Raw genomic sequence first — 25,850 nt, 5'->3', positions numbered from 1 at the left:
ACTCACATCCCCGTCTTCGAGCCCGGGAGTTTCTCCGTCGGCTGTTCGCCCCTCGGCGGTGCCGACATCGCGTCCTTCGTCGGCGGTGCCGACATCGCGTCCTTCGTCGGCGGTGCCGACATCGCGTCCTTCGTCGGCGGTGCCGACATCGCGTCCTTCGTCGGCGGTGCCGACATCGCGCCCTCCGCGGGCTCCTCCCAGGCTCGGGCCGGCCGGATCAGCACCTCGAGCGCGAGCAGGGCCAGCAGAGCACCGAGAACGACCCACACGACCACGAGACCGGTCGGATACCGCCAGAACATCAAGATCAGCGCGGCGATGCCGATGATTGCCAGCCGCAACGCGGTCCGAGCCCGGTACGCGCCGGCTTCCACCTGGTTCGGCGGTCGCGGCTTGCGGGCCCTCTGCAACGCGTCCATGCCTCGCCCGAACCCGCGGCGGACGGCTGCCGCGGAGGACGATCCCCCGGTCAGATACGCCCCGACCGCGATCACCAGGCCCAGGACCGCCACCGCCCGCAGCGTGGTCCGCAACGGCACCAGTACCGTGTCGATAATCGCCGTGGCGGCGTCCGGGGACAGCACGTCCGGAGGAACATTGTCGAGATAGAGCGATCGAACGACCACCAGCGCGATCGCGAGGATCAGCATCCCCACGACCAGCGCCGCGCCGACAAACGCCAGGGCGCGGCGGCGACGGCCGGGAGGAGCCACGGCCACCGCGGCCACGGCGGCGGCGATCGTGATCCACGGGAGCACGTCCGAAGCCGTGTCCAGTGTGTTGACCGCCCGTTGCGCCTTGACCAGCTCCGGCGACTGGAACAGCACGAGCTGCTTGTCGATGTCCGGGATCTTCTCGGCGAAGGTGAAGCCTCGGTCCAGCAGACGGGCCTGGACGTTGTCGATGATCGTGCCGAGGGAGATGCTGACCGTGCCGCTCTCGTCCACCGTCACCGACGAAGGACCGGCCTCGCCGGTGACCACCGCCACCAAGGCGGTGTGCGCGGCGCGGTTGGCCTGGATCCACAGATCCTCGAACTGGTCGGACTGCACCAGCGACAGCACCGTGTCGTACACGAAGTTTCGCGCCTGACCGGCGATGACCGGCGCCAATCCTTCGATCGCCCGGTCCACCCGGGGCGCATCCGCGGTCGCCGGGACCGCATCGGTCAGGGCCGTGAGCGCGTCAGCGGTCAGCCCTTCGACGTCCACGCGCGCGAAGATCTCGTCGGTGATGGTTCCCGCGATCTCGGTCTGTATCGCGGGATCGGAACCCAGCGGTGCCACCGTGGCGACGTACCGGTCGGTGTCGAGGACCTCGCTGCGCACGAACCTCGCCGCCACCGAGGTGATCGCGAGCAGAGCGACCAGCACGGTCAGGATCGCCACTGCCGTCCAGCGCAGCGCATGCCTCGGCGGACGCGATACGGGCGGGGGTGGCGGCGGGGCCTCGGGCGCGGCCTCTGTCCGCGCCCGCAGTGCGGCCACCTCGGCCCGCAACCGCTCCAGCTCGGCCCGCTCGGCGGTGTCGAGCGGAGCGGTGCCCGTGCCGCTGCGCGAAATGTCGCTGTCCATCGTCTTCTCTTTCCACTCGGTGACAGAGGCACGGCAGCACGGACGAAGCGTGCCCTCCGGCGGCACGAGTCCGAGATGCAGTTCGATGTGACTGTGTGAAATGTCTTGCTGTATGCCTCCTTTTCCCTCATCCGCCGGGTGAACGGACCGGGGACGCAGTTCGGGTCTGCGCCCAGGACTCGGGCTTCAGATCGTCGACCTGCACGCCGGGACCATAGAACTCGTGAACCAGGCCGAGGACACGGGCGAGCACCTCCGCGTCCGTGAGATCGTCGCGGAGCACCATATGCAGTTGAGCCGGACTGTCGCCGGATTCCGTCGACACCACCAACCGGCAGACCCAGTCGCTCATCTCGGCCTCCCCGCGTATCTTCTTGTGCTGCGACCGGATCGAGGAATCCTCTCCGCGCTGCCGAGCATCGCCGTGTGCGCTGCTGACCGGCCTGCAGACCCCCGGCCCGCAGACCCGGGGGCGGTCAACCCAACGTCCATCCCGGGCTCCGTCCGGTTTCGTTCCATTCGCGATCCAATGCCGACAGCCTCCGCCGCACGCCGACACGATGAACTCCGTAGAGGAGCAGCAGGGCGATGCCGGAGCCCACCCCCCACACCGTGAGTGCGGCACTGACACCGGCCACGACGCCGTCCGAGCCGGTCCTGGGCGCGGCGACGGGATCACCGGTCGAATCGATCCAGATGTCGATCGTCTCGCCCGGCTTCGCGCCGAAGGGCGTCTCCACCTTCCCCGTGCGCGTTTCGTCGGTCCCGGTCGTCCACCGCGCGGTCGCTCGGTCCGGGTCCCCCGGACCCCGGGTCGCAGTGTCCGTCATCGAACCGGTGCCCGTCGGTCCCGGCTCCTCGAGGAGGATCGCCGTCACCTGGTGGCGTTCCAGGCGTTCCTCCAGCGCAAGCTGGCCGACCCGCGCGTAGGTCGCCGTCCCGTACGCGGCGGCGAGGGGCACCATGACGAGCACGAACATCGCGACGACCAGAACGAGTGCGGATTCGACTCGCTCGGATCGTCGCATCAGCGGGTTGCCGCTCCATGGAGCGCGGCGCCATAACCGGAGGGCCAGGGGCTGCTCTGCGTTCATCTCGAAACTCCTGCAGTTACTTGACTACAGTGTTCCGCCGGCGAGGGCCTGTGGCGTAGGGCACAAGGTCATCGCTCGATTCGGGTGATCGGGGGAACGAGGACCTGAAGTCCCCCTGTCTCCCGGCACGGTCTGCACCGGTATTCGCCCGGCCCGACGCAGAGACTCTGCTCCGCCGGGCCTACACCGGTGCGAGCGGCCGGAACGGCCGGATCTCGTCCTCGCCGGGCCGGACCACGCCCGCGGAGGACTCGGGTACTTCGTTCCATGCGTCCGGCAGATCGCGCAGCGGTTCGGAGACGATGAAGCGGGTCTCGGCACCGAGCTGGTGCAGCACCTCCACCTCGGGATGCAGCTCGAGGAGCCTGGCGAGCTTGGTGGAGAAGAACAGCGATCGGCTCTTGCCTTCGCTGGAATAACGGAACACCCACATCGACTCTCCGTCCGTGGTCGCCACGGTCATCTGCACGGGATGCTCGATCGCATGGGCGTGCGCGATCTTCTCCACGTATCCGACAGCCCGGGCGACGGCAGCGAACGGGTCCTCGGTGAGCCCGAACGTCAGCGCGAGATAGAACAGCATCTCGGAGTCGGTCGAGCCCTCGATGTCGGGGTAGAGCGCCGGATCCACCGCCAGCACGAGCTCGCGTTTGATCTCCCGGAACCCGTTGAGGACCCCGTTGTGCATCCACAACCAGTGCCCGTGCCGGAAGGGATGGCAGTTGCTGCGCTGGACGTGTGTCCCGGTCGAGGCCCGCACGTGTGCGAACAGCAGCGGTGTCTCCACCTGAGCGGCGAGCTCGCGCAGGTTCCGGTCGTTCCAGGCCGGATCGATGCTCTTGAACACCGCCGGCTCCGGCCCCCTCCCGTACCATCCGATGCCGAAACCATCACCGTTGGTGGTGGTGGCTCCGAGGCGCGAATGCAGGCTCTGATCGATCAGCGAGTGCTGCGGGCGGAACAGCAGATCCTCAGCAAGGATCGGGTCGCCGGAATATGCCATCCATCTGCACATCTCACCATTGAATCACCGCTTCGACCGCGAGCACGTCTCGAAACGGACACAGGTCGCGCCGCGTTCGTGTCGGATGCGGGCCCGGCCCGCGTACGGGCGTCTTCGTGTCGAGGACACCCGGGGGGACGGTGGGTTTCAGAGTCGGGGCGGGTTTCAAGGTCTTTATCCCCTGCGGAGACGCCGGTTGGGGTGTCATTCTCGATGTGAGTCGCCCGATATCGCGGAGGTTCGGTCCATCGCCGGGTCCGCTCACAGGAGGTGCACATCATGGATTCGTTCTGGGATTACGTGTGGTACACGATCATCGTGTTCGCGTTCGTGGCGTACCTGATCGTGCTGTTCCAGATCTTGGTCGACCTGTTCCGCGATCACACCGTTTCCGGCTTCGCCAAAGCCCTCTGGGTGATCGGGCTGGTCGTCCTCCCGTACCTGACCGCGTTCGTGTATCTGATCGCCCGGGGCCGCGGCATGGCGGAGCGGTCGATGCGTGCCCAGCAGGAGACCAAGCAGGCCACCGACGAGTACATCCGGCAGGTGGCCGGCAAGTCCCCGGCCGAGCAGATCGCCGAGGCGAAGGCGCTGTACGACTCGGGAGTGATCACCCAAGCGGAGTTCGAGCAACTCAAGGCCACGGCTCTGGGACAGGCCTCCGCGGGACAGACCGGAATGCAGGTCTGACAGGCCAGGACCTGCGCGGCATCCCGAGGACCCGCTCGCAGCGAGCCGGTTCCGAGATACTCGACGCATGCAGCCAGCGGCGTCGGCGGGTCGAGCACCGAAGAAGATGACCTGGATTCCGGGCGGAACCTTCTGGATGGGGTCGGAGGAGTTCTATCCCGAGGAACATCCGGTCCACCAGGTGAGTGTGGACGGATTCTGGATGGACATTCATCCGGTCACGGTCGCCGAGTTCCGGCGTTTCGTGAAGGACACCGGTCACGTCACCACCGCCGAGGTCGCGCCCGAACCCGCCGATTATCCCGATGCCGACCCGGCGCTGCTGGTACCCGGGTCGCTGGTGTTCACCCCGCCGGCTCGGCGCGTACCCCTCGACGACTACCGCCGGTGGTGGTCGTGGGTGCCGGGTGCGGATTGGCGGCATCCCGAGGGCCCCGGAAGTTCGGCCGGCGGCCGCGAACACCATCCGGTGACGCACGTGTCCCACTACGACGCGCTCGCCTACGCTCGGTGGGCGGGCAAGGAGCTGCCGACCGAGTCCGAGTGGGAGTTCGCGGCTCGCGGCGGCCTGGATCGGGCCCGGTTCGTGTGGGGCGACGAGTACACCCCGAAGGGGCGGTACCTGGCCAACACCTGGCAGGGCGAGTTCCCGTGGCAGAACCTCGCCGAAGACGGGTACGTCGGCACGTCTCCGGTGGGCAGCTTCCGGCCCAACGGTTACGGCCTGGTCGACGTGGCAGGCAACGTGTGGGAATGGACGACGGACTACTTCACCGCTCGTCACGGGGCGGACGGACGTGACACCGCCCCTGCCACGGCGTGCTGCATTCCCGCCAACCCACGCACGCTCGCGCCGGAGACCGGTGCCGAGGCCCATCCCCGGCGGGTCATCAAGGGCGGATCGCACCTCTGCGCCCCCAATTACTGCTTGCGCTACCGGCCCGCAGCCAGGCAGGGGGAAAGCGCGGAAACCTCCACCTGCCACATCGGATTCCGCTGCATCGTGCGCGGCCGCTGAGCAGCGCCGGTCAATCGATCGCGAACCAGGCCCGCACCTGCGCCTCGTGGTCGACATAGCGTTCGCCGGAAACGTCGACGACGACCTTGTCGATCGTGCCCCCAGTGAACCGGAACGGGGACACGTAGTCCGGCGTGACCGGAGAGGCACTGTCCCGCCCGACGCAGATACCGTCACCGACGAGGCAGAACACCCCCGGCTGGGTGACGATCTCACCGGTGGCCACCTGCTGATCGTCGACGTAGAGGGTCAGGGTGCCGGCGAAGCCCGGCATCGCCGGATCGGTGTTCTTCCCGGCGACGGCGAATTCGGCGGTGCACACGTGGGCACCGGGAGTGATGTCCCGGTCGGCGACCACGGTCTGCAGGTGTGTGCCGACCCAGTTGAAGGCATAGCGCAGACGGCAGTCCTTGACGTAGAGGCTGTGGCCGCCGGCCAGGCCGCCGTGGGCGTAGAGGACGCCCTCGGCATCGGCCGAGTCCACGTGGACTCCGGCGACGATCGTGTAGGACCGTCCGGTGATGGCGACACCGGCCGCCTCGGGGACGTCCGCGCAGTCCGGGTAGTAGACGTAGCGGTCTCGCGCTTTTCCCGGGCGGGGGCGTTCGGCGAGCACCTGTTCGAGGGCGCTGCGGTCGTCCAGCGGTAGCCCGTGGTAGCGGCCGGCGTAGTAGAACCACAGGCTCTTCAGGGTTTCCAGCCGCTCGGGTTCGGCGTCGGCGAGGTTGTGCAGTTGCGCCCGGTCCTCCGCGAGGTGGTACAGCTCCCACACATCCTTGTCGAAGTGGCCCCACCCGGACAGCGGCGGATGCACGGAACAGACGAGCCACCCTTCGTGATACAGCGAGCGCTGCCCCAGCATCGCGTAGAACTGCACGGCCTTGCCCGGCGCTGCGGGATCGGTCAGCGAGGACGCGAAGCTCTCTCCCTCGAGCGGATTCTGGGTGTACCCCTTCAGGACCTCGGGCGGGGTGATGCCGAGCAACTCGTAGATCGTCGGGACGACATCGACGGCGTGGACGTACTGCGGGCGGGGCTCGGCCGAGGCGTCGATCCGCGCCGGCCACGAGAGCACGCACATGTCGGCGACGCCACCCTCGTAGCCGGCCCAGCGCTTCCAGTACGGAAACGGTGTGTCGAAGGCCCACGCCCAGCCGGTGTTGTAGTGGTTGTACGACAGCGGTGTGCCGAGCTCGTCGAGGTGCGGCAGGGTGCCCTCGGTGGTGTCGGGAACCCCGTTGAAGAAACGCCATTCGTTGAACGATCCGTTCGGCCCTCCTTCACCACTGGCACCGTTGTCGGAGACCACGACGATGAGGGTGTTGTCGAGCTCGCCGGTCGTTTCGAGCAGGTCGATCACCCGGCCGAGCTGATCGTCCGTGTAGGAGATGTAGCCGGCGAAGACCTCGGCCATCCGTACGAACAGGCGTTGCTCGTCGGCGGTGAGCGAGTCCCAGGGCCGGACGGTGTCGAGCAGCGGCCACGGCTGTCCGTCGGGTCCGGTGGTGGCCGGTTCCCCGTGCGGATTGATCGGGGAAAGCTCGGTGCCCTCGGGCAGCAACCCGAGGTCCTTCTGCCGCTGCAGTATCTCGGCACGGATGGCCTCGTAGCCCTGGTCGAACCTGCCCTTGTACCGGTCGGCCCATTCGGTGAACACGTGATGCGGGGCGTGCCCGGCCTGCGGGGCCAGGTACATGAAGAACGGTTTGTCCGGGTCGATGACCTTGGCGTCGCGGATGAATTCGATTGCCTTGTCCGCCAGGTCTTTCGACAGGTGATAGCTGTCCTCCGGGGTGCCGGGGGCGTCGATCGGATGGTTGTCGTACACCAGGTCGGGGTACCAGCTGCTCGACTCGCCGCCGAGGAAGCCGTAGAACCGCTCGAACCCGCGGCCCAACGGCCACCGGGCCTTGACCGCCGACATGTTCGTCTCGTCGCCCGGGGTCAGGTGCCACTTGCCGACGCAGTAGGTGTTCCACCCTTGCTCGGCCAGCACCTCGGAGACGAACCCGTTCTCGAAGGGAATGTGGGTGGAGATGCCCGGGAACCCGGAGCTGAACTCGGCGATGGTCGCCATGCCGTTGGTCGTCGCGTTTCGCCCGGTCAGCAGCGACGCCCGTGTCGGGGAGCACAGCGCGGTGGTGTGGAAGTTCGAGTACTTCACACCCCGGTCGGCGATGCGGCGCATGGTGGGTGCCTCGATCGGGCCCCCGAAGATGTCCATGCTGCCGTACCCGACGTCGTCCCACGCGATGATCAGGACGTTCGGGGCGCCCTCGGGCGCCTGCGCAGGCAGATACGGCACCCAGTCCGGGACGGAGTCGCGGATGTCGACGGCGATCTTTCCGTGGTGGGTCCTTGCCATGGCGACGCTCCCGATCTCGAGCAGACCTGTCGGTCTCCGGCGTCTCGAGCGTACCGACCGTCCGAATCGCCGACCATGCAAACGGCCCGATCCGCCGAAGTTCTTCGCACGATGTCTCAGATTCGGCAGAATGTGACGACGCCGCCCCTCAGGTCGAGCCGGTCCCGGAAATCCTGTGCGGCGAGGCGAGAAGGACCCGACTCATGACGTGGATCATCTTGGTGTTCCTGGGAATTCCGCTGTGGTTGGGTGTGGCAGCCCTCGTTCTGCCGCGCGGACGCCGATGGCCGGCCGACGCACCCCGCCACCGCCCTCCGCCCGCGGAGGGGGCATCGTGACCTGGGCGCTTCCGGCGATCGCCGGCATCCTGCTCGTATTCGCGGCGATCTCCGGACGGGTTGCGGGCACTTCCGTCACGGCCCCGATGGTCTTCACCGTCGGCGGCCTCGTGCTGGGCGCACAGGCTGCCGGGCTGATCGACGTCGAGGCCACCAGCGAAACGGTGAAACTTCTCGCCGAGGTCACCCTCGCCCTCGTGCTGTTCTCCGACGCCGCCCGCGTGGACCCGACCGCTCTACGAGCCGAAATCTCACTTCCTGCACGCCTTCTCGGTATAGGACTACCGCTGACCATCGCGGCCGGGTTCGGCGCCGCGGTGCTCGTGCTGGGCGACCTCTCCTGGCCCGAGGCGCTGCTGCTCGCCGTGCTCCTCGCGCCCACCGACGCCGCTCTCGGGCAGGCGGTGGTCACCCTGCCGATCCTGCCGTCGCGGGTGCGCCAGGGACTCAACGTCGAAAACGGCCTCAACGACGGCATCTGCGTACCGCTGTTCCTGATCGTGCTGGCGATCGCACGCGCCGAGTCCGGGGCAATCGGCGGCGGTGCAGCCGTACGGCTGGTCACCGAGCAGATCGGCTACGGCATCGTCGCCGGGGTAGGTGCCGGGGCGATCGCGGCGGCGGTGCTGATCCTCGCCGGGCGGCACCGCACGATCGACCCGTTGTGGGTTCAGATCGTGCCGGTGGCCGCCGCCACGCTGGCCTACACCGTCGCCGTGCCCCTCGGCGGCTCGGGATTCATCGCCGCGTTCGTCGGCGGGCTGACCTTCGGGGCGATCCGGCGCCGCGCCGAGGGGGAGGTCTCCCACCTGACCGACGAGGCCGGGGATGTGTTCAACGCCGTCACGTTCATCGTCTTCGGGGCGGTGTTGCTCAGCCCGGCCCTCCGGCACCTGTCGTGGCCGGTGCTCGCCTACGCCGTGCTGAGCCTGACCGTCGTCCGCATGGTCCCCGTCGCACTGTCGCTGCTCGGCACCCACGCCCGCACCCCGACCCTTGCCTTCCTCGGTTGGTTCGGCCCCCGCGGACTGGCCACCATCGTCTTCGTCATCCTGATTCTCGAAGAACCCGGTACCCTGCCCCACGAGGACCTGCTGCTGCTCACCGCCGTCGTCACCGTGGGCCTGTCGGTCCTCGCCCACGGGGTCACCGCCGCCCCCCTCGCCGACCGGTACGCCGCATGGTTCCGCCGTCACCCCCGTCCCGAACAGCAGCCGGCACACGAGGCGTAGACGGCGCGGCACCGGATCTGTGTCCGGAACATCCGATCTGCCTTGCTCGGGTCCATTTCCGGCACGGTAGGTCATCGGATCGAGCGGCCTTCACCGGATCCCCTTTCCGGGCGCAGCCATCAGGTCTAGCGTCGACTCTGTCGGAAAACACCGGCAGACCGACTTGCCAGGTCGTCATCGGACTCTCCGACAAGCCGGCCATCCGAGACGAGGCGGCTCGTAGAAGAACCGCCCGTCGGACGTGGGACCCACGAACGATCTGTCGCCCTTGGTATTCCACGGACGGCAGCTCGGCAGAGGAGATGACGAGATGACCGAACAAGTCCAACAACAACTCGGCGACGACATCGACGAACTCGGTCCGGTGGACTGGATCGTGGTGGAGTTCCCGGGCAGCAGGTTCAGGGGCGAGATCGCACCCGCGCTCGACGACCTCGTCGAACGCGGAACAGTACGCGTACTGGATCTGCTGTTGCTGAAGAAGGACGCCGACGGATCGCTCGAAGCATTCGAGCTCGCCGACCTGGACGAGAGCGAGATCGGCGCGCTCCGCTCCTACGAAGCCGAGCTGGCGATGTTGCTCAGCGAGGAGGACGTCGAAGCGGTCGCCGCGGCCGTCGATCCCGGCAGCACCGCGGCCCTGCTGGTGTGGGAGAACCTGTGGGCCGCGCCGTTCGCATCGGCGGTACGCAGGGCCGGCGGACAGCTGGTGGCCAGCGGCCGCATCCCCGTACAAGCCCTGCTGGCCGCAATCGAGGCCGACGAACAAGAAGGAGACTGACATGCCCCTCGCAGCCAGGCGTATGCGTCGCGCCGCGGTGATCGGACCCGCGCCCGTGGCTCGTACGGCCACGACCGTCGCGACGGCGGCGGTGGTCGCTCACGGTGTCCGCCGTCGTTCCGACCGCCGGGAAGATCGACGAGAGGACCGCAGAGACCGGCGCTGACCCTGCGGCCGAAACACGAATCGGCTCCCCGACGGCGTGCGCACCGTCGGGGAGCCGCCCGGACCGCAGAGGGCCGATCGCGCCACTCCGGCCCCACCGATCCGGCAGTGACATGGCAGCAGAATCCGCAAGTACGGACGGGGAGGGAACGTCGTCCGTAGAACCGACAGTGAAAGAGGCTCCCATGACTGCCACGACGTCAGCTGCGACAGCGCCTCGGCCCGCCCTCGAACGGCTGCGCGAAGCCGAACACCTCGTCCTGGACCTGCCGATCATGGGCCGCATCAGCATTCCGCCACCCGAGCAGCTCGCCTACCTCGCGGGTATCGGCACCTTGGTTGCCCTCGAGCTCCTCGAATGGCCGGTTGCAGTTGCTCTCACCGCGGGTCACCTTCTGGCCGAGGCGCATCACCACCGCCTCCTCCAGGGAATCGGCGAGGCATTGGAAGAGGCATGACCTCCCGTTCGGTGAGGGGGCCCGTCAGGATCAGATACCTCGCCGGGCAGTGATCCGCCCCTCGGAGATCGCACCGAGGAGGGCGGCGTGGTCGCGTGTGTTCTGTTCGGCGTAGGCGATCGCGAATGCCGTGATGGCGTCGTCGAATTCGGTGCCGGAACCGAGATACTCGGCGATCGCGATGCGGTCGCCGGATCGGGCGTGCCCATACGCCAGTACCCGTCCGCACAGCCGCCCGTACAGCGTCATTCCGGTGGGAGTCATCGCCTCGACGACCGCCGAGCCCTTGCCGTCCCGCAACTGACGCAGGTAGAAGTCTCGCCGGACCCCGTCCGGTCCGGGGCCCTGCTGCCAGCCGAGGAAGATGTCGCTGGCCGCCTGCATCAAACGTTGGCCGTTGACCACACGTTCACCCTCGTTGGCAAACGTGGGGCCGTCCACGTAGTACGAGAGAACGGACCGTTGGGCCTCCTTGGCCTGCAGGAAGAGCGGGTCGTCGTCACCCGTGCCGCGCAACAGGAAGATCCAGGCCCGGGTTCCGACGCTGCCGACGCCGACCACCTTGCGCGCCGCCTGCACGAACTCGAACTGTTCGAGCAGCACCCGACGGTCCCATTGGAGCGTCGACCGATAGTCACGCAGGCGCTGATGCAGTTCCTGGTACAGCTGTTCGAGGTCCGCGGCAGCGAAGACCTCCTCGATGGGGACGATGAGCGGCGGGGTGCTGATGATCCGGCGACGGCCGTCGACCACCTCGGTCAACTTGGACAGCGCTTGGACGCTGTCCCGGTGGCGCGACTTCTCGAGCGTCTTGCGCAGGCGCTTCTTCATGGACGAGTCGAGTTCGTCGCGCAGTTCCGTGAGTTCGGTGCTGGGCTCGATGTGCGAATACCACACCGCCAGATTTCCCCGCTCCGCCTGCCGGGCAATCGTCTCGCGATACTCAGCTGCGCAGGCGCGGGCGATGCGCGCCTGCTGCTTGCCCGTGAAAGTGTTGTCCCGCGCGGCGATCACGAGGCTGGTGACCAGTCGCTTGACGTCCCACTCGAACGGGCCGGGGTAGGTCTCGTCGAAGTCGTTGATGTCGAAGGTCAGCTTGCGTTCCGGGGTGGCGAAGATTCCGAAATTGCTCATGTGCGCGTCCCCGCACAGCTGGGTGAGGACGGTCGTGGTCGGCCCGCGGGACAGATCGTCCGCCATCACCAGAGCCGCACCCCGGTAGAAGGAGAACGGCGTTTCTGCCATGCGGCCGTAGCGCACCGGAACCAGCTCCGGCACCCGGGACGTCGCCTGCCGCTCCAACAGGTCGAGCGGATCGGGGCGACGGCTCGTATCGAACTCGGCGAGTGCGGACAGCGGGGTCCCGCTGCGGGCGGCCCGCCCACGTTCCGCCCGCTCCTCCCTGGTGGGGTGTTCGACCACTCGCTCGCTTCTCGAGGTCTCGGTCATCCGGTTCTCCCTCTCACGTCTTCTTCTGCTGTTGGCGCCACTTCACGGCGGCGGTCAGGAAACGGAGGCCGAGCGCGAGGAGGACGAGGTTGCCGACCATCTGCGCCGTGACGAGCGCGCGCGCGGCCTCGGTGGTGGCGACGATGTCTCCGAAACCCACCGTCGCGAAAACGGTCACGCAGAAATACAGGGCATCGATCCGCGAGAGCGGCACGTCGAACGATTCCGGAACGTTGTAGGACAGGACGTGATACACGGTCGCGTACCCGACCAGGTAGACGGCGACCGTCAGCAACAGGGCCTGGATCGCCTGCACCGCAGGGTACGGCGACCGTAGCACCTGCCGGATCTGCCATGCGCACACGGCGCACACCACCAGGGATCCACCGACCAGCAGTGCCACGGCGGAGATATCGTCGAAATCCTCGAGCGGCAGCACGAAGTACGCGATCAACAACACGATCGTGGTGAGCGCCGGCCGCAGCACAGCCAGCCACAGCAACCGGCGGCCACCCACCCCCGGCAGGCTCGGCCCGGCCTCACCGTCGGTCATCGGCGACGTCCCAACCCGGCGGTGCCGCGGTCAGTAGTCCCGTCGGGGGTTCCACGTGGCCACCGCCCAGATGACGACCACATCGAGCGCAATGATGAGCACCGACCACCACGGGTAGTACGGCAGCCACATGAAGTTGGCGAGAATCGACAGCGACGCAAGCACGATGGCCGCCACCCTCGACCAGGTCGCGCCGGTGAACAGCGCGAAACCCACCAGAGCGATCACCGCACCGAGCACGATGTGGATCCATCCCCAGGTGGTGAAGTCGAACTTGTAGGTGTACTCGATCCCGACGACGAACAACTCGTCCTCCGCCACGGCGGCGATCCCCTGGAAGACCTGGAGGATGCCGATCGTGACGAGAATGATCGCGGCGCCCATGGAGGTACCGGCCGCCACATCGTGTTTGACACTCGTGTCCTGGGACATGCCAATCGCCTTCCCTTCGATTCGGCCCGACGTACGGTATTGTGCGCGCGCCACCGGCCGCCTCGCATAGAGTTGATGATCTTCGCCGGACCTCGACCGCCCGACGACCGGCATTCCAGGGATGCGAGAGGCCTTTGGTCACCACATCGACCGAAGCGAGGGCATTCCGGGACCGAGCGGAGCAGGATGGTGGCTGCCGGGGTCGGTCGCGTGCACCAGCCACCGAGTCGACGCGGGTGGACACGACCCGACGGCCCCGTTCCCGGTACAGCGAAAAGAGGTAAACCCGTGAACGATGCCGACATCGACGAAATAGGTCCCATCGACTATCTCGTCGTCGAGTTCCCGGCAGACCGTCAGCCCGACGGCTCGGCCCTGCCGCTGCTGCGTGACCTCGTCGCGCGCGGGATCATCCGCGTGCTCGACCTCGCCTTCGTCCGCAAGGACACCGACGGCTCGCTGAGCGGGATCGACATCTCCGAGGTCGGACTCGAGGGCGACATCGACGTGACCCTCTTCGCCGAGGCGGCCACCGGCCTGCTCGACGACACCGACCTCGGTGAGGCCGGTGCGGCTCTCGAACCGGGATGCTCAGCGGCGATCGTCGTCTACGAGAACACCTGGGCCGCACCCTTCGCGTCCGCCCTGCGCCGCAACGGAGCCCAACTCGTCGCCTCCGGCCGCATCCCGGTTCAGAGCATCCTCGCATCACTCGAGGCGCTCGAAGCCCAGACCTGAACCACCGCAGCAGGATCCGATTCCGACTACGCCGAACGCCCACCCGAGGAGAACACTGTCATGCCCGGACTGATTCGCGGGGTCGCCCGCACCGCCGTGGTGGCCGGAACCGCCACCGCTGTTTCCAACCGGGTCTCCCGGCGCCAGGGCCGGCGCTGGGCGGCGGAGGAACAGCCCCAGTACGCGCCACCACCGCCGGCCGCCGCTCCCCCCGCAGAGAGCGGCGCCGGCGGCATGGACCGGATCACCGCCCTGAAGGAACTCGCCGAACTGAAGACGCAGGGTGTGCTGACCGAGGCCGAGTTCGAGGCCGAGAAGGCCCGGATCCTCGCGTCGTAGCGGTTCCCGGAGCCGTCACTCCGCGCGCCACACCGGCGCGCGCTTCTCGGCGAACGCGCGGGCCCCTTCCTGCGCGTCCGCGGAGGCGAACACCGGCTCGACGAGTGCACGCTGCGACGCGAACGCCTCCGCGTCGGTGTACTGCACGGCCGACGCCATGATCTGCTTGGAGGCACGGACGGCGAGCGGTCCGTTGCCGCTGATGCGGGCGGCGAGCGCCCGCGCGCCGTCGAGGGCCGCGCCCGGCTCGGTGAGGGTGTTGACCAGGCCGTGCGCGTGCGCCACCTCGGCGGTGAGGGGGTCACCGGTGAGCACGATCTCCATGGCGAGCTGGTAGGGCAGCACCTTGGGCAGGCGCAGCAGACCGCCGGCCGCGGCGACGAGCCCGCGTTTGACCTCGGGCAGGCCGAACTTGGCGCCCCGGGCGGCGACGACGAGGTCCGCCGAGAGGGCGAGCTCGCACCCGCCGGCGAGTGCCCAGCCCTCGACCGCGGCGATCAGCGGCTTGGTCGGCGGCCGCTCCGTGAGCCCGGCGAATCCCCGTCCGGGCAGCGAGGGCCGCTCGCCCCGGGTGAACGCCTTGAGGTCCATGCCGGCGCAGAAGGTGCCGCCGGCGCCGGTGATGATCCCGACGACCAGGTCCGGTCGCGCCTCGAACTCGTCGACGGCGGCGGCGAGCGCCTTGGCGACCTCGAGATCGACGGCGTTGCGCGCCTCGGGCCGGTTGATGGTCATGACGGCGATGCCGTCGCCGAACTCGGTCAGTACAGCGCTCACGTGGTGTCTCCTCGGGGTCCTCGGGGTTCCGGCCGGGCACGGGGCGGAACGTCCCGTCGAGTCGATCACCGGACCGGCGCCCGAGACAAAGTCCGAACGGGGTATCGACCCATAGCCGAAACCTATGTAGGGAGGCCGGGGTCATGAGGTACCCGTCACTGTTCGCGCACGGACGGGAAGAACCCGGCCGCGGGGCGTGTTGGACCCGACCGATCGACGACGGCCACGACACGGAAGGAGGCATGCGATGTGCACATCACCCCCGGCTGCGCCGGTGCGGCATCACGTCGCGGGCATCCTTCCGCCGACCGGGCCCCGACATGCGGGGCCGCCGGCGGCACCACCCGGCAGCTGCTGACCGCCGGGCGGACACCCCTCGTCCGGTGACCGCCGCTCCGACTTCGTTTACGGCACCGAGAACCCATCTGCCACAATCGGATTCGAGACACCGCACTGGGTGGCTGCGACTCCGTCGCGAGTCCTGCGCCGCCCCGACCAGACCTGCATCCCCATCCTCGGAAGGAGGACCTGCCCGTGACCACGATGCTCACCGACCTGCTCGCCCCGTCGGACGCCACGCCGGACTGGGACCTGGCCGCGTGCCGCGGCGACGCGACGCCGGACGCCTGGTTCCCGGACCCGTCGGAGTCGTTCGACTACGCCCGCAACGTGTGCGCCCGCTGCCCCCTTGCCACCGCGTGCGCCACCTACGCCACCGAGACCCGGCAGTCCGGCATCTGGGGCGGCCGGGAGTTCCGCCGCGGCCGCGTGACCCGCGGATAAGCCCGCACGCCACGCCCTGCGCCCCCGTCGCCGACTCCCGTGGTGACGGGGGCGCCGCGTTGTGCACGGCCCTGGCACCTACCGATCGTTCAGTAAACATGTCATGCTGGCCGGCGTGGAACACATCGCACTCGCCGTGGCCGACGGCATCGCCACCATCACCCTCGACCGCCCCGACCGGCTCAACGCCTTCACCACCACGATGGAGCACGAGCTGATCGCGGCCTACGACCGCTGCGACGCCGACGATTCCGTGCGCGCCGTCGTACTCACCGGCGCCGGGCGCGCATTCTGCGCCGGCGCCGACCTCTCCGGCGGTGCCGACACGTTCGCGCAGCGACTCGACGAGCCGAGCGACGACGCGACCGCCGACGTCCGGCGCGATGACACGGCCGCCGACGTCCGGCGCGATGACACGGCCGCCGACGTCCGGCGCGACGACGCGACCGCCGACGTCCGGCGCGACGGTGGCGGCCGCGTCGTGCTGCGCATGTTCGAATGCCGCAAGCCGATCATCGCGGCGATCAACGGCCCGGCCGTCGGCGTCGGCATCACCATGACGCTCGCGGCGGATTTCCGCCTCGCCGCCGACGACGCCCGCATCGGCTTCGTGTTCAACCGCCGCGGCCTCGTCCCCGAGTCGTGCTCCACCTGGTTCCTGCCCCGCCTGGTTCCGCTGCAGACTGCCCTGGACTGGGTGTATTCGGGACGGATCCTCGACGCGGCCGAGGCCCACACGGCCGGGCTCGTCTATGCGCTGTATCCCGGGGCCGAACTGCTCGAGCGGGCGTATGCGCTGGCCCGCAGCCTCACCGAGCACTCGGCCCCGGTGTCGGTGGCGCTCTCGCGGCAGATGATGTGGCGCACGCTGGGCGCCGAGCACCCCATGGTCGCGCACCGCATCGAGACGCGCGGCATCAACCTCCGCGGCGTCGGACGCGACGCCCGCGAGGGCATCTCTGCGTTTCTCGAGAAGCGTCCCGCAGCGTTCCCGGACAGCGTGTCCGCCGACCTGCCGGACCTGTTCCGCGACGATCTGCCCGTACCGCCGTTCCACGCATGAACGGTCACCATTGACTGTTTAGTGGCGCGGCCCCTACGCTCGAAGCGACGAACACAGAGAGGGAACCATGACCACTCGTACCCGGCCCCCCGTCGTCGAACGCTGGCATCACATCGTCGAGCACGAGGACATGGCCGCCCTCGAGGACCTGATCGCCGACGACGCCGTATTCTCCTCCCCCGCGGTGTTCACACCGCAGGAAGGCAAGGCCAAGACCGTCGCCTACCTGCGGGCGGCGCTCACCGTATTCTCAGGTACGGGATTCCGCTACGTCGACGAGTGGTACAACGACGACTCGGCGGTTCTCGAGTTCACCGCCGATCTCGACGGCATCCACGTCAACGGCATCGACCTGATCCGCTGGGACGACCGCGGCCGGATCATCTCGTTCAAGGTCATGGCCCGTCCGCTGAAGGGCCTGCAGGCCCTCATCCCGCTCATGGCCGCCCAGCTCGGGCAGTCGTAACACCGAATTTACCAAGGAGATTCGCATGGCCCTGCCTTCGATCCTGCAAGACCGGCTGCGCCTGCCCGTCGTGGCGTCGCCGATGTTCATCGTCTCCGGTCCGGACCTGGTGATCGCCCAGTGCACCTCCGGCGTCGTCGGCTCCTTCCCCTCGCTCAACGCCCGCCCCCAGGCGATGCTGCGCGAGTGGCTCACCCGCATCACCGAGGCCCTCGCCAAGCACGACGCCAACCACCCCGAGGCGCCGTCCGCGCCCTACGCGGTCAACCTCATCGTGCACCGCTCCAACGACCGCCTCGAAGAAGACCTCGCCACGATCGTCGAGTTCGAGGTCCCGGTCGTCATCACCTCCCTCGGCGCCCGCACCGACGTCAACGACGCCATCCACTCCTACGGCGGCATCGTCCTGCACGACGTCATCAACAACACCTTCGCCCGCAAGGCCGTCGACAAGGGCGCCGACGGCCTCATCGCCGTGGCCGCCGGCGCCGGCGGCCACGCCGGCGCCCAGTCACCGTTCGCGCTGATCCAGGAGATCCGCGAGTGGTTCGACGGCCCGCTGCTGCTGTCGGGCTCGATCGCGCACGGCCGTTCGATCCTCGCGGCCCAGGCCGCCGGCGCCGATCTCGCCTACGTCGGTTCGGCGTTCATCGCCACCGCCGAGGCCAACGCCGACTCCGCGTACAAGCAGATGATCGTCGACTCCGGCGCCACGGACATCGTCTACTCCAACCTGTTCACCGGCGTGCACGGCAACTACCTGCGCGGCAGCATCGAAGCCGCGGGGCTCGACCCCGACAACCTTCCCCAGTCCGACCCCTCGGCCATGGACTTCGGCACCGGCGAGAAATCCGGGTCAGCTCCGAAGGCGAAGGCCTGGCGCGACATCTGGGGTTCCGGGCAGGGTGTCGGCGCGGTCGACGCCGTCGTCCCCGCCGCCGAGCTCGTCGACCGGCTCGCCACCGAGTACCGCGCGGCGCGGGAGCGGCTCGCCGGCCTGTAGGCGCACCGTCCGGCTGACCGCGGTCGCCACGACCACCCCGCCGAGGAGCGCGGCGAGCATCCACGCGGTGCTCGCCGCGCCGACGGCCGTCGTCAGCACGCCCACCGTCAGCGGGGCGAACATCGCCGGCAACGAGGTGACCAGCCCGGTCGCCGCGCCGACCCGGCCCCGCACCTCGTCGGGCACCAGTTCGGCACAGCGTGCGGTCACCACCACCGACCACGACGGGGTCACCGCCAGCAGGGCGGCATAACCGGCGGCGGCGACGACCGGCGACCCCGTGGCCGCCGCGAGGACCGCCAGGACACCGAGGCCCGCCGAGAGCACGAGCAGACGGTGCGCCGGGATCCAACGGCGGAGCCGCGGCACCGCCAGCGCCCCGAGCATGCCCCCGCCGTAGGCGACGGCGAGCGCGATCCCGACTGTCGAGGACGGCGCGCCGCTGCCGGCCAGGAGCACGACCACCACCAGACCACAGCCGTTGACCACGAACTCGGCGACGGCCGTCAGCGCCGCGGTGGTGCGAACGAACGGGTGGGATGCGAACCACCGCAACCCGTCCCGGATGGCGGCCCACGGCCGTTCCGCGGCGGAACCGGGGACGCGCGGCGCCTGCAGCGGGGTGCGCACCCGGGCCGCGGCCGCTCCCGCCACCACGAACGACACGGCATGGCCCGCGAAGGGCAGCGCGGCGCCGAGACCGTAGAGGGTCGCCGCGAGCGGCGGGCCGGCCACCCCGGTCGCGTACCCCCGCGCCTCGAAAAGCCCGTACGCCGTGCCGATCTGCTCGCGCTCGACCACCTGCGGCACAGCCGCGTCCTCGGCGAGTCCGCGCACCGCCCACCCCGCCCCGAGCACCGACACCGCGACGAGGACGGGCACCGGATGGAACAGACCGCGCCACGCGCAGCCCGCGAGCACCGCGGCGGCGGCCGCCGAGCAGGCGTCGACGGTGATCATGACGCGACGGCGATCGAAGCGGTCGACGATCCAGCCGGCCGGGACCGTCGCGGCCGTGAAGGCACCCATCGTCACGGTCGAGACCAGCCCGACCGTCGCGGCCGAACCGCTGACCGCGAGCACCCACAACATGATCGCGACGCCGTAGCCGCGGCTGCCGAGCTGCGCGACCGCCTGACCGGCGCACAGCCGCGCGAAGTCGGGGTTGCGGAGCGCACCACCGCCGGCGGACAACGGGCGTCACCCGAGTCCGGCGGCGGGGCGGCCCAGCGCGGTGACCGCCAGGGCCGGCTCGGCGGTGGGATCGCAGCCGAGCAGGTCCTCGAGCTCGCGGTCGCGCATCGCCGTCGCCGTCACCGCGCCCAGGCCCAGCGCGGTGGCGGTGAGCAGGACGGTCTGACTGACGTGGCCGAGTTCGATGAGGATGTCGCGGTAGGCGCGGGAACGTTCGTACCGCCACCGGGTCCGGGCCGGTACCGCCGTGTAGATCAGCAACGCCGCGCAGTCCGACAGCCACGGCTGCTCGCCGAGCGCCGCGCCCAGCACGGAGCCGGGCACGCTGTCGCCGATCCGTTCCAGCCCGCCGCGCAGCGGCGCGTAGTGGAAGAACCCCGGCGCGAGCCCGTCGACGCGGTTCGCGTAGAGGTACAGCTCGATGGGGGTGCGGGCGCCGGCGGACGGGCTGGTCTTCAACAGCACCTGCCCCACCTGCGGATGGTCGATCACTTCGACGGGTCCCGTCGCAACGCGGGCGACGGTGCCCACCGCGTCCAGGGACACGGGGTCGGCGGTGAACTGCCGGACCGAGCGGCGCTCGAACAGGGCGTCGACGAGTCCCGGGCGCCGCCACGCGGACGAGTCCGGCCGGTCGCCGGGCACGGGAATCATCGGATGCTGCGGGTAGGACTTGGCCGGCGCAGGGGCGGGCTGCTCGCTCGCCTTGGCCGCCGACCGCAGCTCGTCGTCGAGCACGTCGGCGAACCGGACGTCGGAGCCGGTGCGGGCCGCGAAGTGCAGGTAGCGGGCCGAGGGGCCCCACGTGCCCCACTCGGCGAGCATCTGCTGTTGTTCGACGTGCTCGGCCGACCCCTCGGCGACGAGGACCTGCGCCTCGAGCAGCCGGCGAGCGATTCCGAGCGGCAGCTCCCCCAGTTCGGCGATGCTGTCGAGTTCGCGCCACGACGCGAACCAGCGCAGCACCCGCTCGCTGTCGGGGGTGAGCGCGAACTGCCGGTGGTGCAGGTAGTCGTCCCACACCAGCGTGCCGTCACGCCAGAACAGCACCGCATACTCGGCAACGGCGACGCGGGTCATCGGTTCTCTCCTCGGGGGGCGGGGGCGGGGGCGGTCGCGGCGGCGATCAGGGCGCGCACCGCGTTCGTGGTGTCGGTGTCACCGGCGCCGTGTTCGGTCCAGCGCCAGTCGAATTCGGGGTTGACCTCGAGAAACACCGGGCCGCCGGGCGTGTCGAGCAGGTCGAAGGCGGCGAGGTCGAGCCGGAACCGGTCGAGGAGCGTCCGCAGCGATGCGGCCACGTCGTCGGGAATGTCGCAGCGCCGCACGGTGATCGACTCCGGCCGGGTCCACAGCGACTCGGGGGTGGGCCGGGTGACCGCGTAGCCGATCAGCGTTCCGCCCACGGCGTGGATCCGCAGCTCCCGGTCGGCGGCCACATACTCCTGCACGAGCACCGGTGCGCCCGTGCGGTGTTCGCCGTCGAGCGACGCGCGGCTGACGCGCTGCGGGTAGACGCCCCGCAGGCGGCCGGGTTGCGGTTCGACGCAGTGCCGGCCGAGGCTCTTGACCAGCAGGTCGCCGGGCCCCGGCAGGGCCCGGGCCGCGACGTCGAGCCGCGTGGTCACGAGGGTGGCGGGCACACGCAGCCCGGCCGCGCGGGCGGCGGCGAGCTGGGTCAGGCGGTCGGGGGTTCCGGGCCGGGCCCCGGAGTTGAGCGTGTGCAGGCCGGGGTGCGCGGCAAGGGCGGCGACGAGCGCCTGCCACTGGTCGCGCACGTGCTGCACTGCGTCGGGGGTGGTCTGCGCGGTGCGCAGTGCGTCGACGTCGAAGTAGCGCAGCCAGCACACCCGGGGCCGGAACGTCTGGCCGTCGCGGGTGAGCAGGCCGGCGAACGGATCCCACTGCACGTCCGTGTCGGCACACCGGTCGCTGTCGAGACGCACCAGCGCGATGCCGCGGGCGGCGAGCCACAGCGACAGCTCGTCGATCTCGCGGTCGGCGGCCCGGGTGAGGACGAGGACACACGGCGCCGGATCCGTCGCCGCGGGATGCCCGACGCGGGCCTGGAAGTCCCGGGATTCGGCGGAGGCGGTGGTGAGGTGGGGGTGCGAGCGCAGCAGCAACGGCAGCGCAGCGGTCATGAGGGGTTCCTTCGGTGGCGGTCGTCGGGACGGTACGGCCGGGGCACCGTGGTGCCCCGGCCGTTGCACGCCCGCCGATCAGCCGCCGTGGCAGCCCTTGCAGCCGGGCCGCGTCATGGCCTCGACGTAGTCGCTCGCGTAGGCCGCGAAGGTGGCGTCCTCGATCGCCGCGACGCTGCGCAGCGCGGCTTCGTCACCGGCGTCGAGGGTGAGCAGGGTCCGGGCCATCTCTTCGATGTTCATGGCGTCCGCCTTTTCTGGGAGGTTCCGCCGTTCCCGGGACCGGGTAGGCGGGCGTCGATCCGACGTATCGATCGTCGGCGACGGCGCCGCCCCCGGCCAGGCACCCCAGGGCGGGATCTGCCCACCCCTGCCGGTCAGACCTCGTTGTAATAGGTCAGCTTCGGCGCACCCGCGAGCAGCGGACCGAGATCGGTGATCGCACCGGGCCCGGCCCGGAACTCGCGGTACGCGGCGTCGTGCTGCTCCGACTCCCACTTCTCCACGACCACCCAGCGGGCCTCGTTCGAACGGTCGGCGAGCACCTCGAGGCCCAGGCAGCCGTCGAACGCGCGGGTTTCCTTCAGAACACGATCCATCAGCGCGCGGGCCTCCCCGAGCACGTCGGGCTTGAACTCGAGCTCCAGGAATGCGGTCAGTGCCATAGCTTCTCCTCGTGGACGAACTTGCGGGACAACACTTCCGGCGACGTCAGAAGATCGAGTAGCCGCCGTCGATCAGGGTGGACGATCCGGTCTGGAACGCGGACGCGTCGCTCGCGAGGTACACGGCGATGCCGGCGAAGTCCTCGGGAGTTCCCCACCGGCCCAACGGTACCCGGGAAATGACGTGCGTGGTGAACGATTCGGAGCCCTGGAGCGGTCCGGTCATGTCGGTGGCGATCCAGCCGGGCAGCACGCTGTTGACGCGGATGCGGTGCCGGGCGAGTTCCACCGCGCACCCGTTGGCCAGGGCCAGGACCCCTGCCTTGGTGGCGGCGTAGGCCTGATTGCGCCCGGCGCCCTGGATCGCACCCAGGCTGGAGGTGACGATCACCGATCCGCCGGTGCCCTGGTCGACGAGCACCCTGGCCGTCTCGCGCAGGGTGAAGTACGCCCCGTCGAGGTTGGCGGCCGTCACCTTCCGGTAGTCCTCGGTACTCGACTCGACGAACTTGACGAGGGGCACGCCGATTCCGGCGTTGACCACGACGACGTCGAGGCCGCCGAGCTCCGCGACCGTCGCGGCGACACCGTCGCGCACGGCCTCCTCGTCGGACACGTCCACCGATCGGGTCACCACGCGGGCCCCGGTCGTCGCGAGATCGGCCGCCGCCTTCTCGAGGCGTTCGGCGCCACGGCCCCACAGCGCCACGTCGGCACCTGCGGAGGCGAGCCCGCGCGCCATGCCCAGCCCGATTCCGGCCGAGCCGCCGGTGACCAGTGCCCGCTTGCCGGACAGATCGAACATGGTGTCTCTCCTTCGGATACGGGGTGGATCAGGCGTGTTCGGCGGCGATGTCGCGTCCGATGATCTCCTTCATGATCTCGGTGGTGCCACCGTAGATGGTCTGGATGCGGGTGTCGACGTAGGCGCGGCCGATGGGGTACTCCATCATGTAGCCGTAGCCGCCGTGCAACTGCACGCACCGGTCGACGACGCGCTTCTGCAGCTCGCTGGCCCACCATTTGGCCTTGGCGGCGTCGACCGCGGTCAGCTCGCCCGCGTTGAGCGCCAGGACGCACCGGTCGATGTGCGAGCCGGTGACCTCGATCTCGGTGAGCATCTCGGCGAGGGCGAAGCGGGTGTTCTGCAGGTCGCCGATCGGCTTGCCGAACGCCCTGCGTTCGAACACGTAGTCCTTGGTCCACTCGTACGCCGCCCGCGCGGCCGCGATCGCGGCGACGGCGATGGAGAGGCGCTCGAGGGGCAGGTGCTCCATCAGGTGGAAGAATCCCTGCCCTTCGGTGCCGAGCAGGTTCGCGGCCGGCACCCGCACGCCCTCGAAGGACAGTTCGGCGGTGTCCTGCCCGGCCAGGCCCACCTTGTGCAGCTTGCGGCCGCGGGAAAAGCCCGGCATGTCGCGTTCGACGACGAGCAGGGAGAATCCGCGGGCACCGGCGTGCGGGTCGGTGCGGGCGACGACGATGACCAGATCGGAGTGGATACCGTTGGTGATGAACGTCTTCTGCCCGGTCAGGATCCAGTCGTCGCCGTCGCGCACGGCGGTGGTCTTGACGGCTTGCAGGTCCGAGCCGGTGCCGGGTTCGGTCATGGCGATCGCGCCGATCAGCTCCCCGGCGGCCATGCCGGGCAGCCAGCGCCGCTTCTGGTCCTCGGTGCCGAGGTCGGCGACATAGGGGATGGCGATGTCGTCCTGCAGGCTCATGCCGGAGCCGAAGGAGGTTGTGCCGGTGCGGGCGATCTCCTCGGCGACGACGCAGCGGAACCGGTAGTCGGTCACCCCGGAGCCGCCGTATTCTTCGGGGACGCCGAGGCCGACGATGCCGGACTTGCCGGCGGCGAGCCAGGCGGAGCGGTCGATGAGCCGCTCGGTCTCCCACCGTTCGTAGTGCGGTTCGACCTCGCGGGCGAGGAATTCGCGCACGGTGTCCCGGTACGCCTCGTGGTCGGCTTCGAAAAGGTTGCGGTGCATCGGTTCTCTCCCAGGAGGGCGAAGGACGGTCGGGTCGGCGGGCGATCGGCGCTCAGTTCCTCCGCACCGGCGACGAGCCGCTGGGCGGGTCCGGCGCGGCCCGGTATCCCACGATGCGCAGGGCGATGACGGTGTAGCGGGCGGTGACTTGGTCGGGGGTGAGCGGGCCGCCGAGCCGGAACCAGCGGGCGATGGACTGGCACATGCCGAGCAGGGCACGCACGGATTCGGCGATGTCGTCGACGGCGAAGACGCCGCGCTCGACCCCGTCGTCGACGAGGTCGAGGGCCATGAGCTCGAGGCGCTTCCGGGTCGCGGCGTAGTTGCGGCGGTTCTGCGGGGACACGTGCCGCAGTTCGGAGTCGAGTGCGGACTGCGGGGCGCGGTGCGTCGAGTTCAGCACGATCGCCTCGACGAAGTTGGTGAAGCGCCGGACGGGGTCGTCACCACCCTCGCCGACGGCGGCGAGGGCGCGTTCGATCAGGTCCCGGACGGCGGTGTCGAGCAGGGTGACGAGAACGGCTTCCTTGTTCTCGTGGTGGTAGTACAGCGCGGGCACCGTCACCCCGACCCGGCGGGCCAGGTCGCGGACGGTGGTTCCGTGGAAACCGTTCTCTCCGAAGGCTTCCAGCGCGTGATCGAGGATGGGGCCGAGCTGCAGGGGCTCGAACTCCCGCCAGTTCGCGAACCTGGGGGGTGCGGGCTCCACAGTCATCGGCCCCGTCCTCTCATGCGTCGATCAGCTCACGCGGCGCTCAGCGCGGGGCCATGCGGATGGCGCCGTCGAGGCGGATGACCTCGCCGTTGAGCATCGGGTTGGAGACGATGTGCGCGGCCAGGGCGCCGTACTCGGACGGGTCGCCGAGGCGGGCCGGGTGGGGCACCTGCTGGCCGAGCGAGGCCTGCGCCTCCTCCGGCAGGGAGCCGAGGAGCGGGGTCTTGAACAGGCCGGGGGCGATGGTGACGACGCGGATCAGCAGCGCCGCGAGATCGCGGGCGATCGGCAGGGTCATGCCGACGACGCCGCCCTTGGACGCGGAGTAGGCGGCCTGGCCGATCTGGCCGTCGAACGCGGCGACGGAGGCGGTGTTGATGATGACGCCGCGCTCGCCGTCGATCGGCTCGGTCCTGGCGATGCGCTCGGCGGCCAGGCGGATCACGTTGAACGTGCCGACGAGATTCACGTTGATGATCTTGGTGAAGTCGGCGAGCGGGAACGCGCCCTTCTTGCTCACGGTCTTGATGGCGTTGCCGATGCCGGCGCAGTTGACCGCGACGCGCAGCGGGCCGAGCGATTCGGCGAGGTCGAGGGCCTCGACGACGGCGGCCTCGTCGGTGACGTCGGCGGCGGCGAAGCGGACGCGGTCGCCGAGCTCCTTGGCGACGGTCTCACCGTTGGAGGAGGGCAGGTCGATGATGACGACCTGCGCGCCGTCGGCGAGCAGGGCCTTGACGGTGGCCAGGCCGAGGCCGGATGCACCGCCGGTGACGACGGCAACGCTGTCGTTGACGATCATGAGATTCCTTTCGGATGT

28 protein-coding genes and 1 pseudogene are annotated in these 25,850 nt (G+C 69.6%); 11 read left to right on the top strand and 18 right to left on the bottom strand.

Going from position 1 to position 25,850, the window contains the following annotated elements; translation table 11 throughout:
• Positions 1–2 precede the first annotated feature (2 nt).
• The 4 genes from ISO16_RS18465 to ISO16_RS18450 all read right to left on the bottom strand — a co-directional run bounded on the left by ISO16_RS18465 (position 3) and on the right by ISO16_RS18450 (position 3,671).
• On the bottom strand, positions 3–1,574 hold the full coding sequence (locus ISO16_RS18465; protein ID WP_075288586.1) for a hypothetical protein: 1,572 nt from the start codon (positions 1,572–1,574) through the stop codon (positions 3–5).
• Positions 1,575–1,701: 127 nt separating this feature from the next.
• Positions 1,702–1,926: a hypothetical protein gene (locus ISO16_RS18460; protein WP_006940443.1), complete on the bottom strand. Its 225-nt coding sequence runs from the start codon at positions 1,924–1,926 to the stop codon at positions 1,702–1,704.
• Positions 1,927–2,050: 124 nt separating this feature from the next.
• Positions 2,051–2,668 (bottom strand): Rv1733c family protein, encoded by a 618-nt coding sequence (locus tag ISO16_RS18455; protein ID WP_029546965.1) that lies wholly within the window; start codon positions 2,666–2,668, stop codon positions 2,051–2,053.
• A 181-nt stretch (positions 2,669–2,849) separates the two neighbouring features.
• On the bottom strand, positions 2,850–3,671 hold the full coding sequence (locus tag ISO16_RS18450; RefSeq protein ID WP_072633930.1) for a class II glutamine amidotransferase: 822 nt from the start codon (positions 3,669–3,671) through the stop codon (positions 2,850–2,852).
• A 279-nt stretch (positions 3,672–3,950) separates the two neighbouring features.
• On the opposite strand from ISO16_RS18450, the gene ISO16_RS18445 reads away from it, so the two are divergent.
• Positions 3,951–4,361 carry an SHOCT domain-containing protein gene (locus ISO16_RS18445; protein ID WP_072633929.1) on the top strand — a complete coding sequence of 137 codons (411 nt, stop codon included), beginning with the start codon at positions 3,951–3,953 and terminating at the stop codon, positions 4,359–4,361.
• A 106-nt stretch (positions 4,362–4,467) separates the two neighbouring features.
• Positions 4,468–5,379 carry a formylglycine-generating enzyme family protein gene (locus ISO16_RS18440; protein ID WP_170914011.1) on the top strand — a complete coding sequence of 304 codons (912 nt, stop codon included), beginning with the start codon at positions 4,468–4,470 and terminating at the stop codon, positions 5,377–5,379.
• Positions 5,380–5,389: 10 nt separating this feature from the next.
• On the opposite strand, the gene ISO16_RS18435 is transcribed toward ISO16_RS18440, so the two are convergent.
• Positions 5,390–7,744: an arylsulfatase gene (locus ISO16_RS18435; protein WP_072633927.1), complete on the bottom strand. Its 2,355-nt coding sequence runs from the start codon at positions 7,742–7,744 to the stop codon at positions 5,390–5,392.
• A gap of 334 nt (positions 7,745–8,078) precedes the next feature.
• On the opposite strand from ISO16_RS18435, the gene ISO16_RS18430 reads away from it, so the two are divergent.
• From ISO16_RS18430 to ISO16_RS18420, 3 genes are all read left to right on the top strand, one after another.
• On the top strand, positions 8,079–9,314 hold the full coding sequence (locus tag ISO16_RS18430) for a cation:proton antiporter (protein ID WP_072633926.1): 1,236 nt from the start codon (positions 8,079–8,081) through the stop codon (positions 9,312–9,314).
• A 310-nt stretch (positions 9,315–9,624) separates the two neighbouring features.
• A complete protein-coding gene (locus ISO16_RS18425) occupies positions 9,625–10,095 on the top strand; it encodes a DUF6325 family protein (RefSeq protein ID WP_072633925.1) in 471 nt (156 codons plus the stop codon).
• A gap of 350 nt (positions 10,096–10,445) precedes the next feature.
• Entirely contained in the window at positions 10,446–10,718 is a 273-nt protein-coding gene (locus ISO16_RS18420; protein WP_006940466.1) for a hypothetical protein, read from the top strand.
• A gap of 30 nt (positions 10,719–10,748) precedes the next feature.
• On the opposite strand, the gene ISO16_RS18415 is transcribed toward ISO16_RS18420, so the two are convergent.
• Genes ISO16_RS18415 through ISO16_RS18405 form a run of 3 tightly spaced genes read right to left on the bottom strand, consistent with a single transcriptional unit; the run spans position 10,749 to position 13,152 of the window.
• Positions 10,749–12,167 (bottom strand): DUF2252 domain-containing protein, encoded by a 1,419-nt coding sequence (locus ISO16_RS18415; protein WP_072633924.1) that lies wholly within the window; start codon positions 12,165–12,167, stop codon positions 10,749–10,751.
• A 13-nt stretch (positions 12,168–12,180) separates the two neighbouring features.
• Positions 12,181–12,720: a potassium channel family protein gene (locus tag ISO16_RS18410; RefSeq protein WP_072633923.1), complete on the bottom strand. Its 540-nt coding sequence runs from the start codon at positions 12,718–12,720 to the stop codon at positions 12,181–12,183.
• 30 nt (positions 12,721–12,750) lie between these two features.
• Positions 12,751–13,152, bottom strand: a complete 402-nt coding sequence (locus ISO16_RS18405; RefSeq protein ID WP_006940472.1) for a DUF7144 family membrane protein — start codon at positions 13,150–13,152, stop codon at positions 12,751–12,753.
• A gap of 288 nt (positions 13,153–13,440) precedes the next feature.
• Between ISO16_RS18405 and ISO16_RS18400 the strand changes: the two genes are divergently transcribed.
• Positions 13,441–13,890: a DUF6325 family protein gene (locus ISO16_RS18400; RefSeq protein WP_072633922.1), complete on the top strand. Its 450-nt coding sequence runs from the start codon at positions 13,441–13,443 to the stop codon at positions 13,888–13,890.
• A gap of 60 nt (positions 13,891–13,950) precedes the next feature.
• Positions 13,951–14,229 (top strand): SHOCT domain-containing protein, encoded by a 279-nt coding sequence (locus ISO16_RS18395; protein WP_072633921.1) that lies wholly within the window; start codon positions 13,951–13,953, stop codon positions 14,227–14,229.
• A 15-nt stretch (positions 14,230–14,244) separates the two neighbouring features.
• Here ISO16_RS18395 and ISO16_RS18390 read toward each other — a convergent pair whose 3' ends face one another.
• The gene (locus ISO16_RS18390) at positions 14,245–15,006 is read right to left on the bottom strand and encodes a crotonase/enoyl-CoA hydratase family protein (protein ID WP_006940476.1); all 762 of its coding nucleotides are present in this window, start codon (positions 15,004–15,006) and stop codon (positions 14,245–14,247) included.
• 534 nt (positions 15,007–15,540) lie between these two features.
• On the opposite strand from ISO16_RS18390, the gene ISO16_RS18385 reads away from it, so the two are divergent.
• The 4 genes from ISO16_RS18385 (at position 15,541) to ISO16_RS18370 (ending at position 18,321) form a co-directional block, all read left to right on the top strand.
• A complete protein-coding gene (locus ISO16_RS18385) occupies positions 15,541–15,789 on the top strand; it encodes a WhiB family transcriptional regulator (RefSeq protein ID WP_006940478.1) in 249 nt (82 codons plus the stop codon).
• A gap of 115 nt (positions 15,790–15,904) precedes the next feature.
• Positions 15,905–16,852 (top strand): crotonase/enoyl-CoA hydratase family protein, encoded by a 948-nt coding sequence (locus ISO16_RS18380; RefSeq protein ID WP_170914010.1) that lies wholly within the window; start codon positions 15,905–15,907, stop codon positions 16,850–16,852.
• A gap of 67 nt (positions 16,853–16,919) precedes the next feature.
• Positions 16,920–17,318: a nuclear transport factor 2 family protein gene (locus ISO16_RS18375; RefSeq protein WP_029546954.1), complete on the top strand. Its 399-nt coding sequence runs from the start codon at positions 16,920–16,922 to the stop codon at positions 17,316–17,318.
• Positions 17,319–17,343: 25 nt separating this feature from the next.
• Positions 17,344–18,321, top strand: a complete 978-nt coding sequence (locus tag ISO16_RS18370; RefSeq protein ID WP_072633919.1) for an NAD(P)H-dependent flavin oxidoreductase — start codon at positions 17,344–17,346, stop codon at positions 18,319–18,321.
• Positions 18,322–18,369: 48 nt separating this feature from the next.
• Here ISO16_RS18370 and ISO16_RS18365 read toward each other — a convergent pair.
• From ISO16_RS18365 to ISO16_RS18325, 9 genes and pseudogenes are all read right to left on the bottom strand, one after another.
• Positions 18,370–19,515, bottom strand: a pseudogene (locus ISO16_RS18365) (MFS transporter); the annotation flags it as partial.
• 6 nt (positions 19,516–19,521) lie between these two features.
• Positions 19,522–20,595 carry a SagB/ThcOx family dehydrogenase gene (locus tag ISO16_RS18360; protein WP_006944594.1) on the bottom strand — a complete coding sequence of 358 codons (1,074 nt, stop codon included), beginning with the start codon at positions 20,593–20,595 and terminating at the stop codon, positions 19,522–19,524.
• A complete protein-coding gene (locus ISO16_RS18355) occupies positions 20,592–21,659 on the bottom strand; it encodes an ATP-grasp domain-containing protein (RefSeq protein WP_072633917.1) in 1,068 nt (355 codons plus the stop codon). The genes ISO16_RS18360 and ISO16_RS18355 overlap by 4 nt, the downstream gene beginning before the upstream one ends.
• A gap of 78 nt (positions 21,660–21,737) precedes the next feature.
• Positions 21,738–21,902 carry a hypothetical protein gene (locus tag ISO16_RS18350; RefSeq protein WP_006944596.1) on the bottom strand — a complete coding sequence of 55 codons (165 nt, stop codon included), beginning with the start codon at positions 21,900–21,902 and terminating at the stop codon, positions 21,738–21,740.
• 134 nt (positions 21,903–22,036) lie between these two features.
• Positions 22,037–22,324: a putative quinol monooxygenase gene (locus ISO16_RS18345; protein ID WP_029546949.1), complete on the bottom strand. Its 288-nt coding sequence runs from the start codon at positions 22,322–22,324 to the stop codon at positions 22,037–22,039.
• A gap of 46 nt (positions 22,325–22,370) precedes the next feature.
• Entirely contained in the window at positions 22,371–23,129 is a 759-nt protein-coding gene (locus ISO16_RS18340; RefSeq protein WP_029546948.1) for an SDR family NAD(P)-dependent oxidoreductase, read from the bottom strand.
• Positions 23,130–23,157: 28 nt separating this feature from the next.
• Positions 23,158–24,315 (bottom strand): acyl-CoA dehydrogenase family protein, encoded by a 1,158-nt coding sequence (locus ISO16_RS18335; RefSeq protein ID WP_072633916.1) that lies wholly within the window; start codon positions 24,313–24,315, stop codon positions 23,158–23,160.
• A 52-nt stretch (positions 24,316–24,367) separates the two neighbouring features.
• Positions 24,368–25,030: a TetR/AcrR family transcriptional regulator gene (locus ISO16_RS18330; RefSeq protein ID WP_043798285.1), complete on the bottom strand. Its 663-nt coding sequence runs from the start codon at positions 25,028–25,030 to the stop codon at positions 24,368–24,370.
• A 40-nt stretch (positions 25,031–25,070) separates the two neighbouring features.
• Positions 25,071–25,832: a 3-hydroxyacyl-CoA dehydrogenase gene (locus tag ISO16_RS18325; RefSeq protein ID WP_072633915.1), complete on the bottom strand. Its 762-nt coding sequence runs from the start codon at positions 25,830–25,832 to the stop codon at positions 25,071–25,073.
• Between the last annotated feature and the right edge of the window lie 18 nt (positions 25,833–25,850).

Origin of the sequence: Rhodococcus sp. M8 (genome assembly GCF_015654185.1) — a bacterium.
Lineage (GTDB): Bacteria > Actinomycetota > Actinomycetes > Mycobacteriales > Mycobacteriaceae > Rhodococcus > Rhodococcus aetherivorans.
Note: the sequence above shows the minus strand (reverse complement) of the source record. Positions and strands in the feature narration are given on the sequence as shown.

Coding starts and splice junctions, on each gene's coding strand:
- ISO16_RS18465 (WP_075288586.1), bottom strand. CDS start 1,574: ATGGACAGCGACATTTCGCGCAGCGGCACGGGCACCGCTCCGCTCGAC.
- ISO16_RS18460 (WP_006940443.1), bottom strand. CDS start 1,926: ATGAGCGACTGGGTCTGCCGGTTGGTGGTGTCGACGGAATCCGGCGAC.
- ISO16_RS18455 (WP_029546965.1), bottom strand. CDS start 2,668: ATGAACGCAGAGCAGCCCCTGGCCCTCCGGTTATGGCGCCGCGCTCCA.
- ISO16_RS18450 (WP_072633930.1), bottom strand. CDS start 3,671: ATGGCATATTCCGGCGACCCGATCCTTGCTGAGGATCTGCTGTTCCGC.
- ISO16_RS18445 (WP_072633929.1), top strand. CDS start 3,951: ATGGATTCGTTCTGGGATTACGTGTGGTACACGATCATCGTGTTCGCG.
- ISO16_RS18440 (WP_170914011.1), top strand. CDS start 4,468: ATGACCTGGATTCCGGGCGGAACCTTCTGGATGGGGTCGGAGGAGTTC.
- ISO16_RS18435 (WP_072633927.1), bottom strand. CDS start 7,744: ATGGCAAGGACCCACCACGGAAAGATCGCCGTCGACATCCGCGACTCC.
- ISO16_RS18425 (WP_072633925.1), top strand. CDS start 9,625: ATGACCGAACAAGTCCAACAACAACTCGGCGACGACATCGACGAACTC.
- ISO16_RS18420 (WP_006940466.1), top strand. CDS start 10,446: ATGACTGCCACGACGTCAGCTGCGACAGCGCCTCGGCCCGCCCTCGAA.
- ISO16_RS18415 (WP_072633924.1), bottom strand. CDS start 12,167: ATGACCGAGACCTCGAGAAGCGAGCGAGTGGTCGAACACCCCACCAGG.
- ISO16_RS18410 (WP_072633923.1), bottom strand. CDS start 12,720: ATGACCGACGGTGAGGCCGGGCCGAGCCTGCCGGGGGTGGGTGGCCGC.
- ISO16_RS18405 (WP_006940472.1), bottom strand. CDS start 13,152: ATGTCCCAGGACACGAGTGTCAAACACGATGTGGCGGCCGGTACCTCC.
- ISO16_RS18395 (WP_072633921.1), top strand. CDS start 13,951: ATGCCCGGACTGATTCGCGGGGTCGCCCGCACCGCCGTGGTGGCCGGA.
- ISO16_RS18375 (WP_029546954.1), top strand. CDS start 16,920: ATGACCACTCGTACCCGGCCCCCCGTCGTCGAACGCTGGCATCACATC.
- ISO16_RS18370 (WP_072633919.1), top strand. CDS start 17,344: ATGGCCCTGCCTTCGATCCTGCAAGACCGGCTGCGCCTGCCCGTCGTG.
- ISO16_RS18360 (WP_006944594.1), bottom strand. CDS start 20,595: ATGACCCGCGTCGCCGTTGCCGAGTATGCGGTGCTGTTCTGGCGTGAC.
- ISO16_RS18355 (WP_072633917.1), bottom strand. CDS start 21,659: ATGACCGCTGCGCTGCCGTTGCTGCTGCGCTCGCACCCCCACCTCACC.
- ISO16_RS18350 (WP_006944596.1), bottom strand. CDS start 21,902: ATGAACATCGAAGAGATGGCCCGGACCCTGCTCACCCTCGACGCCGGT.
- ISO16_RS18345 (WP_029546949.1), bottom strand. CDS start 22,324: ATGGCACTGACCGCATTCCTGGAGCTCGAGTTCAAGCCCGACGTGCTC.
- ISO16_RS18340 (WP_029546948.1), bottom strand. CDS start 23,129: ATGTTCGATCTGTCCGGCAAGCGGGCACTGGTCACCGGCGGCTCGGCC.
- ISO16_RS18335 (WP_072633916.1), bottom strand. CDS start 24,315: ATGCACCGCAACCTTTTCGAAGCCGACCACGAGGCGTACCGGGACACC.
- ISO16_RS18330 (WP_043798285.1), bottom strand. CDS start 25,030: ATGACTGTGGAGCCCGCACCCCCCAGGTTCGCGAACTGGCGGGAGTTC.
- ISO16_RS18325 (WP_072633915.1), bottom strand. CDS start 25,832: ATGATCGTCAACGACAGCGTTGCCGTCGTCACCGGCGGTGCATCCGGC.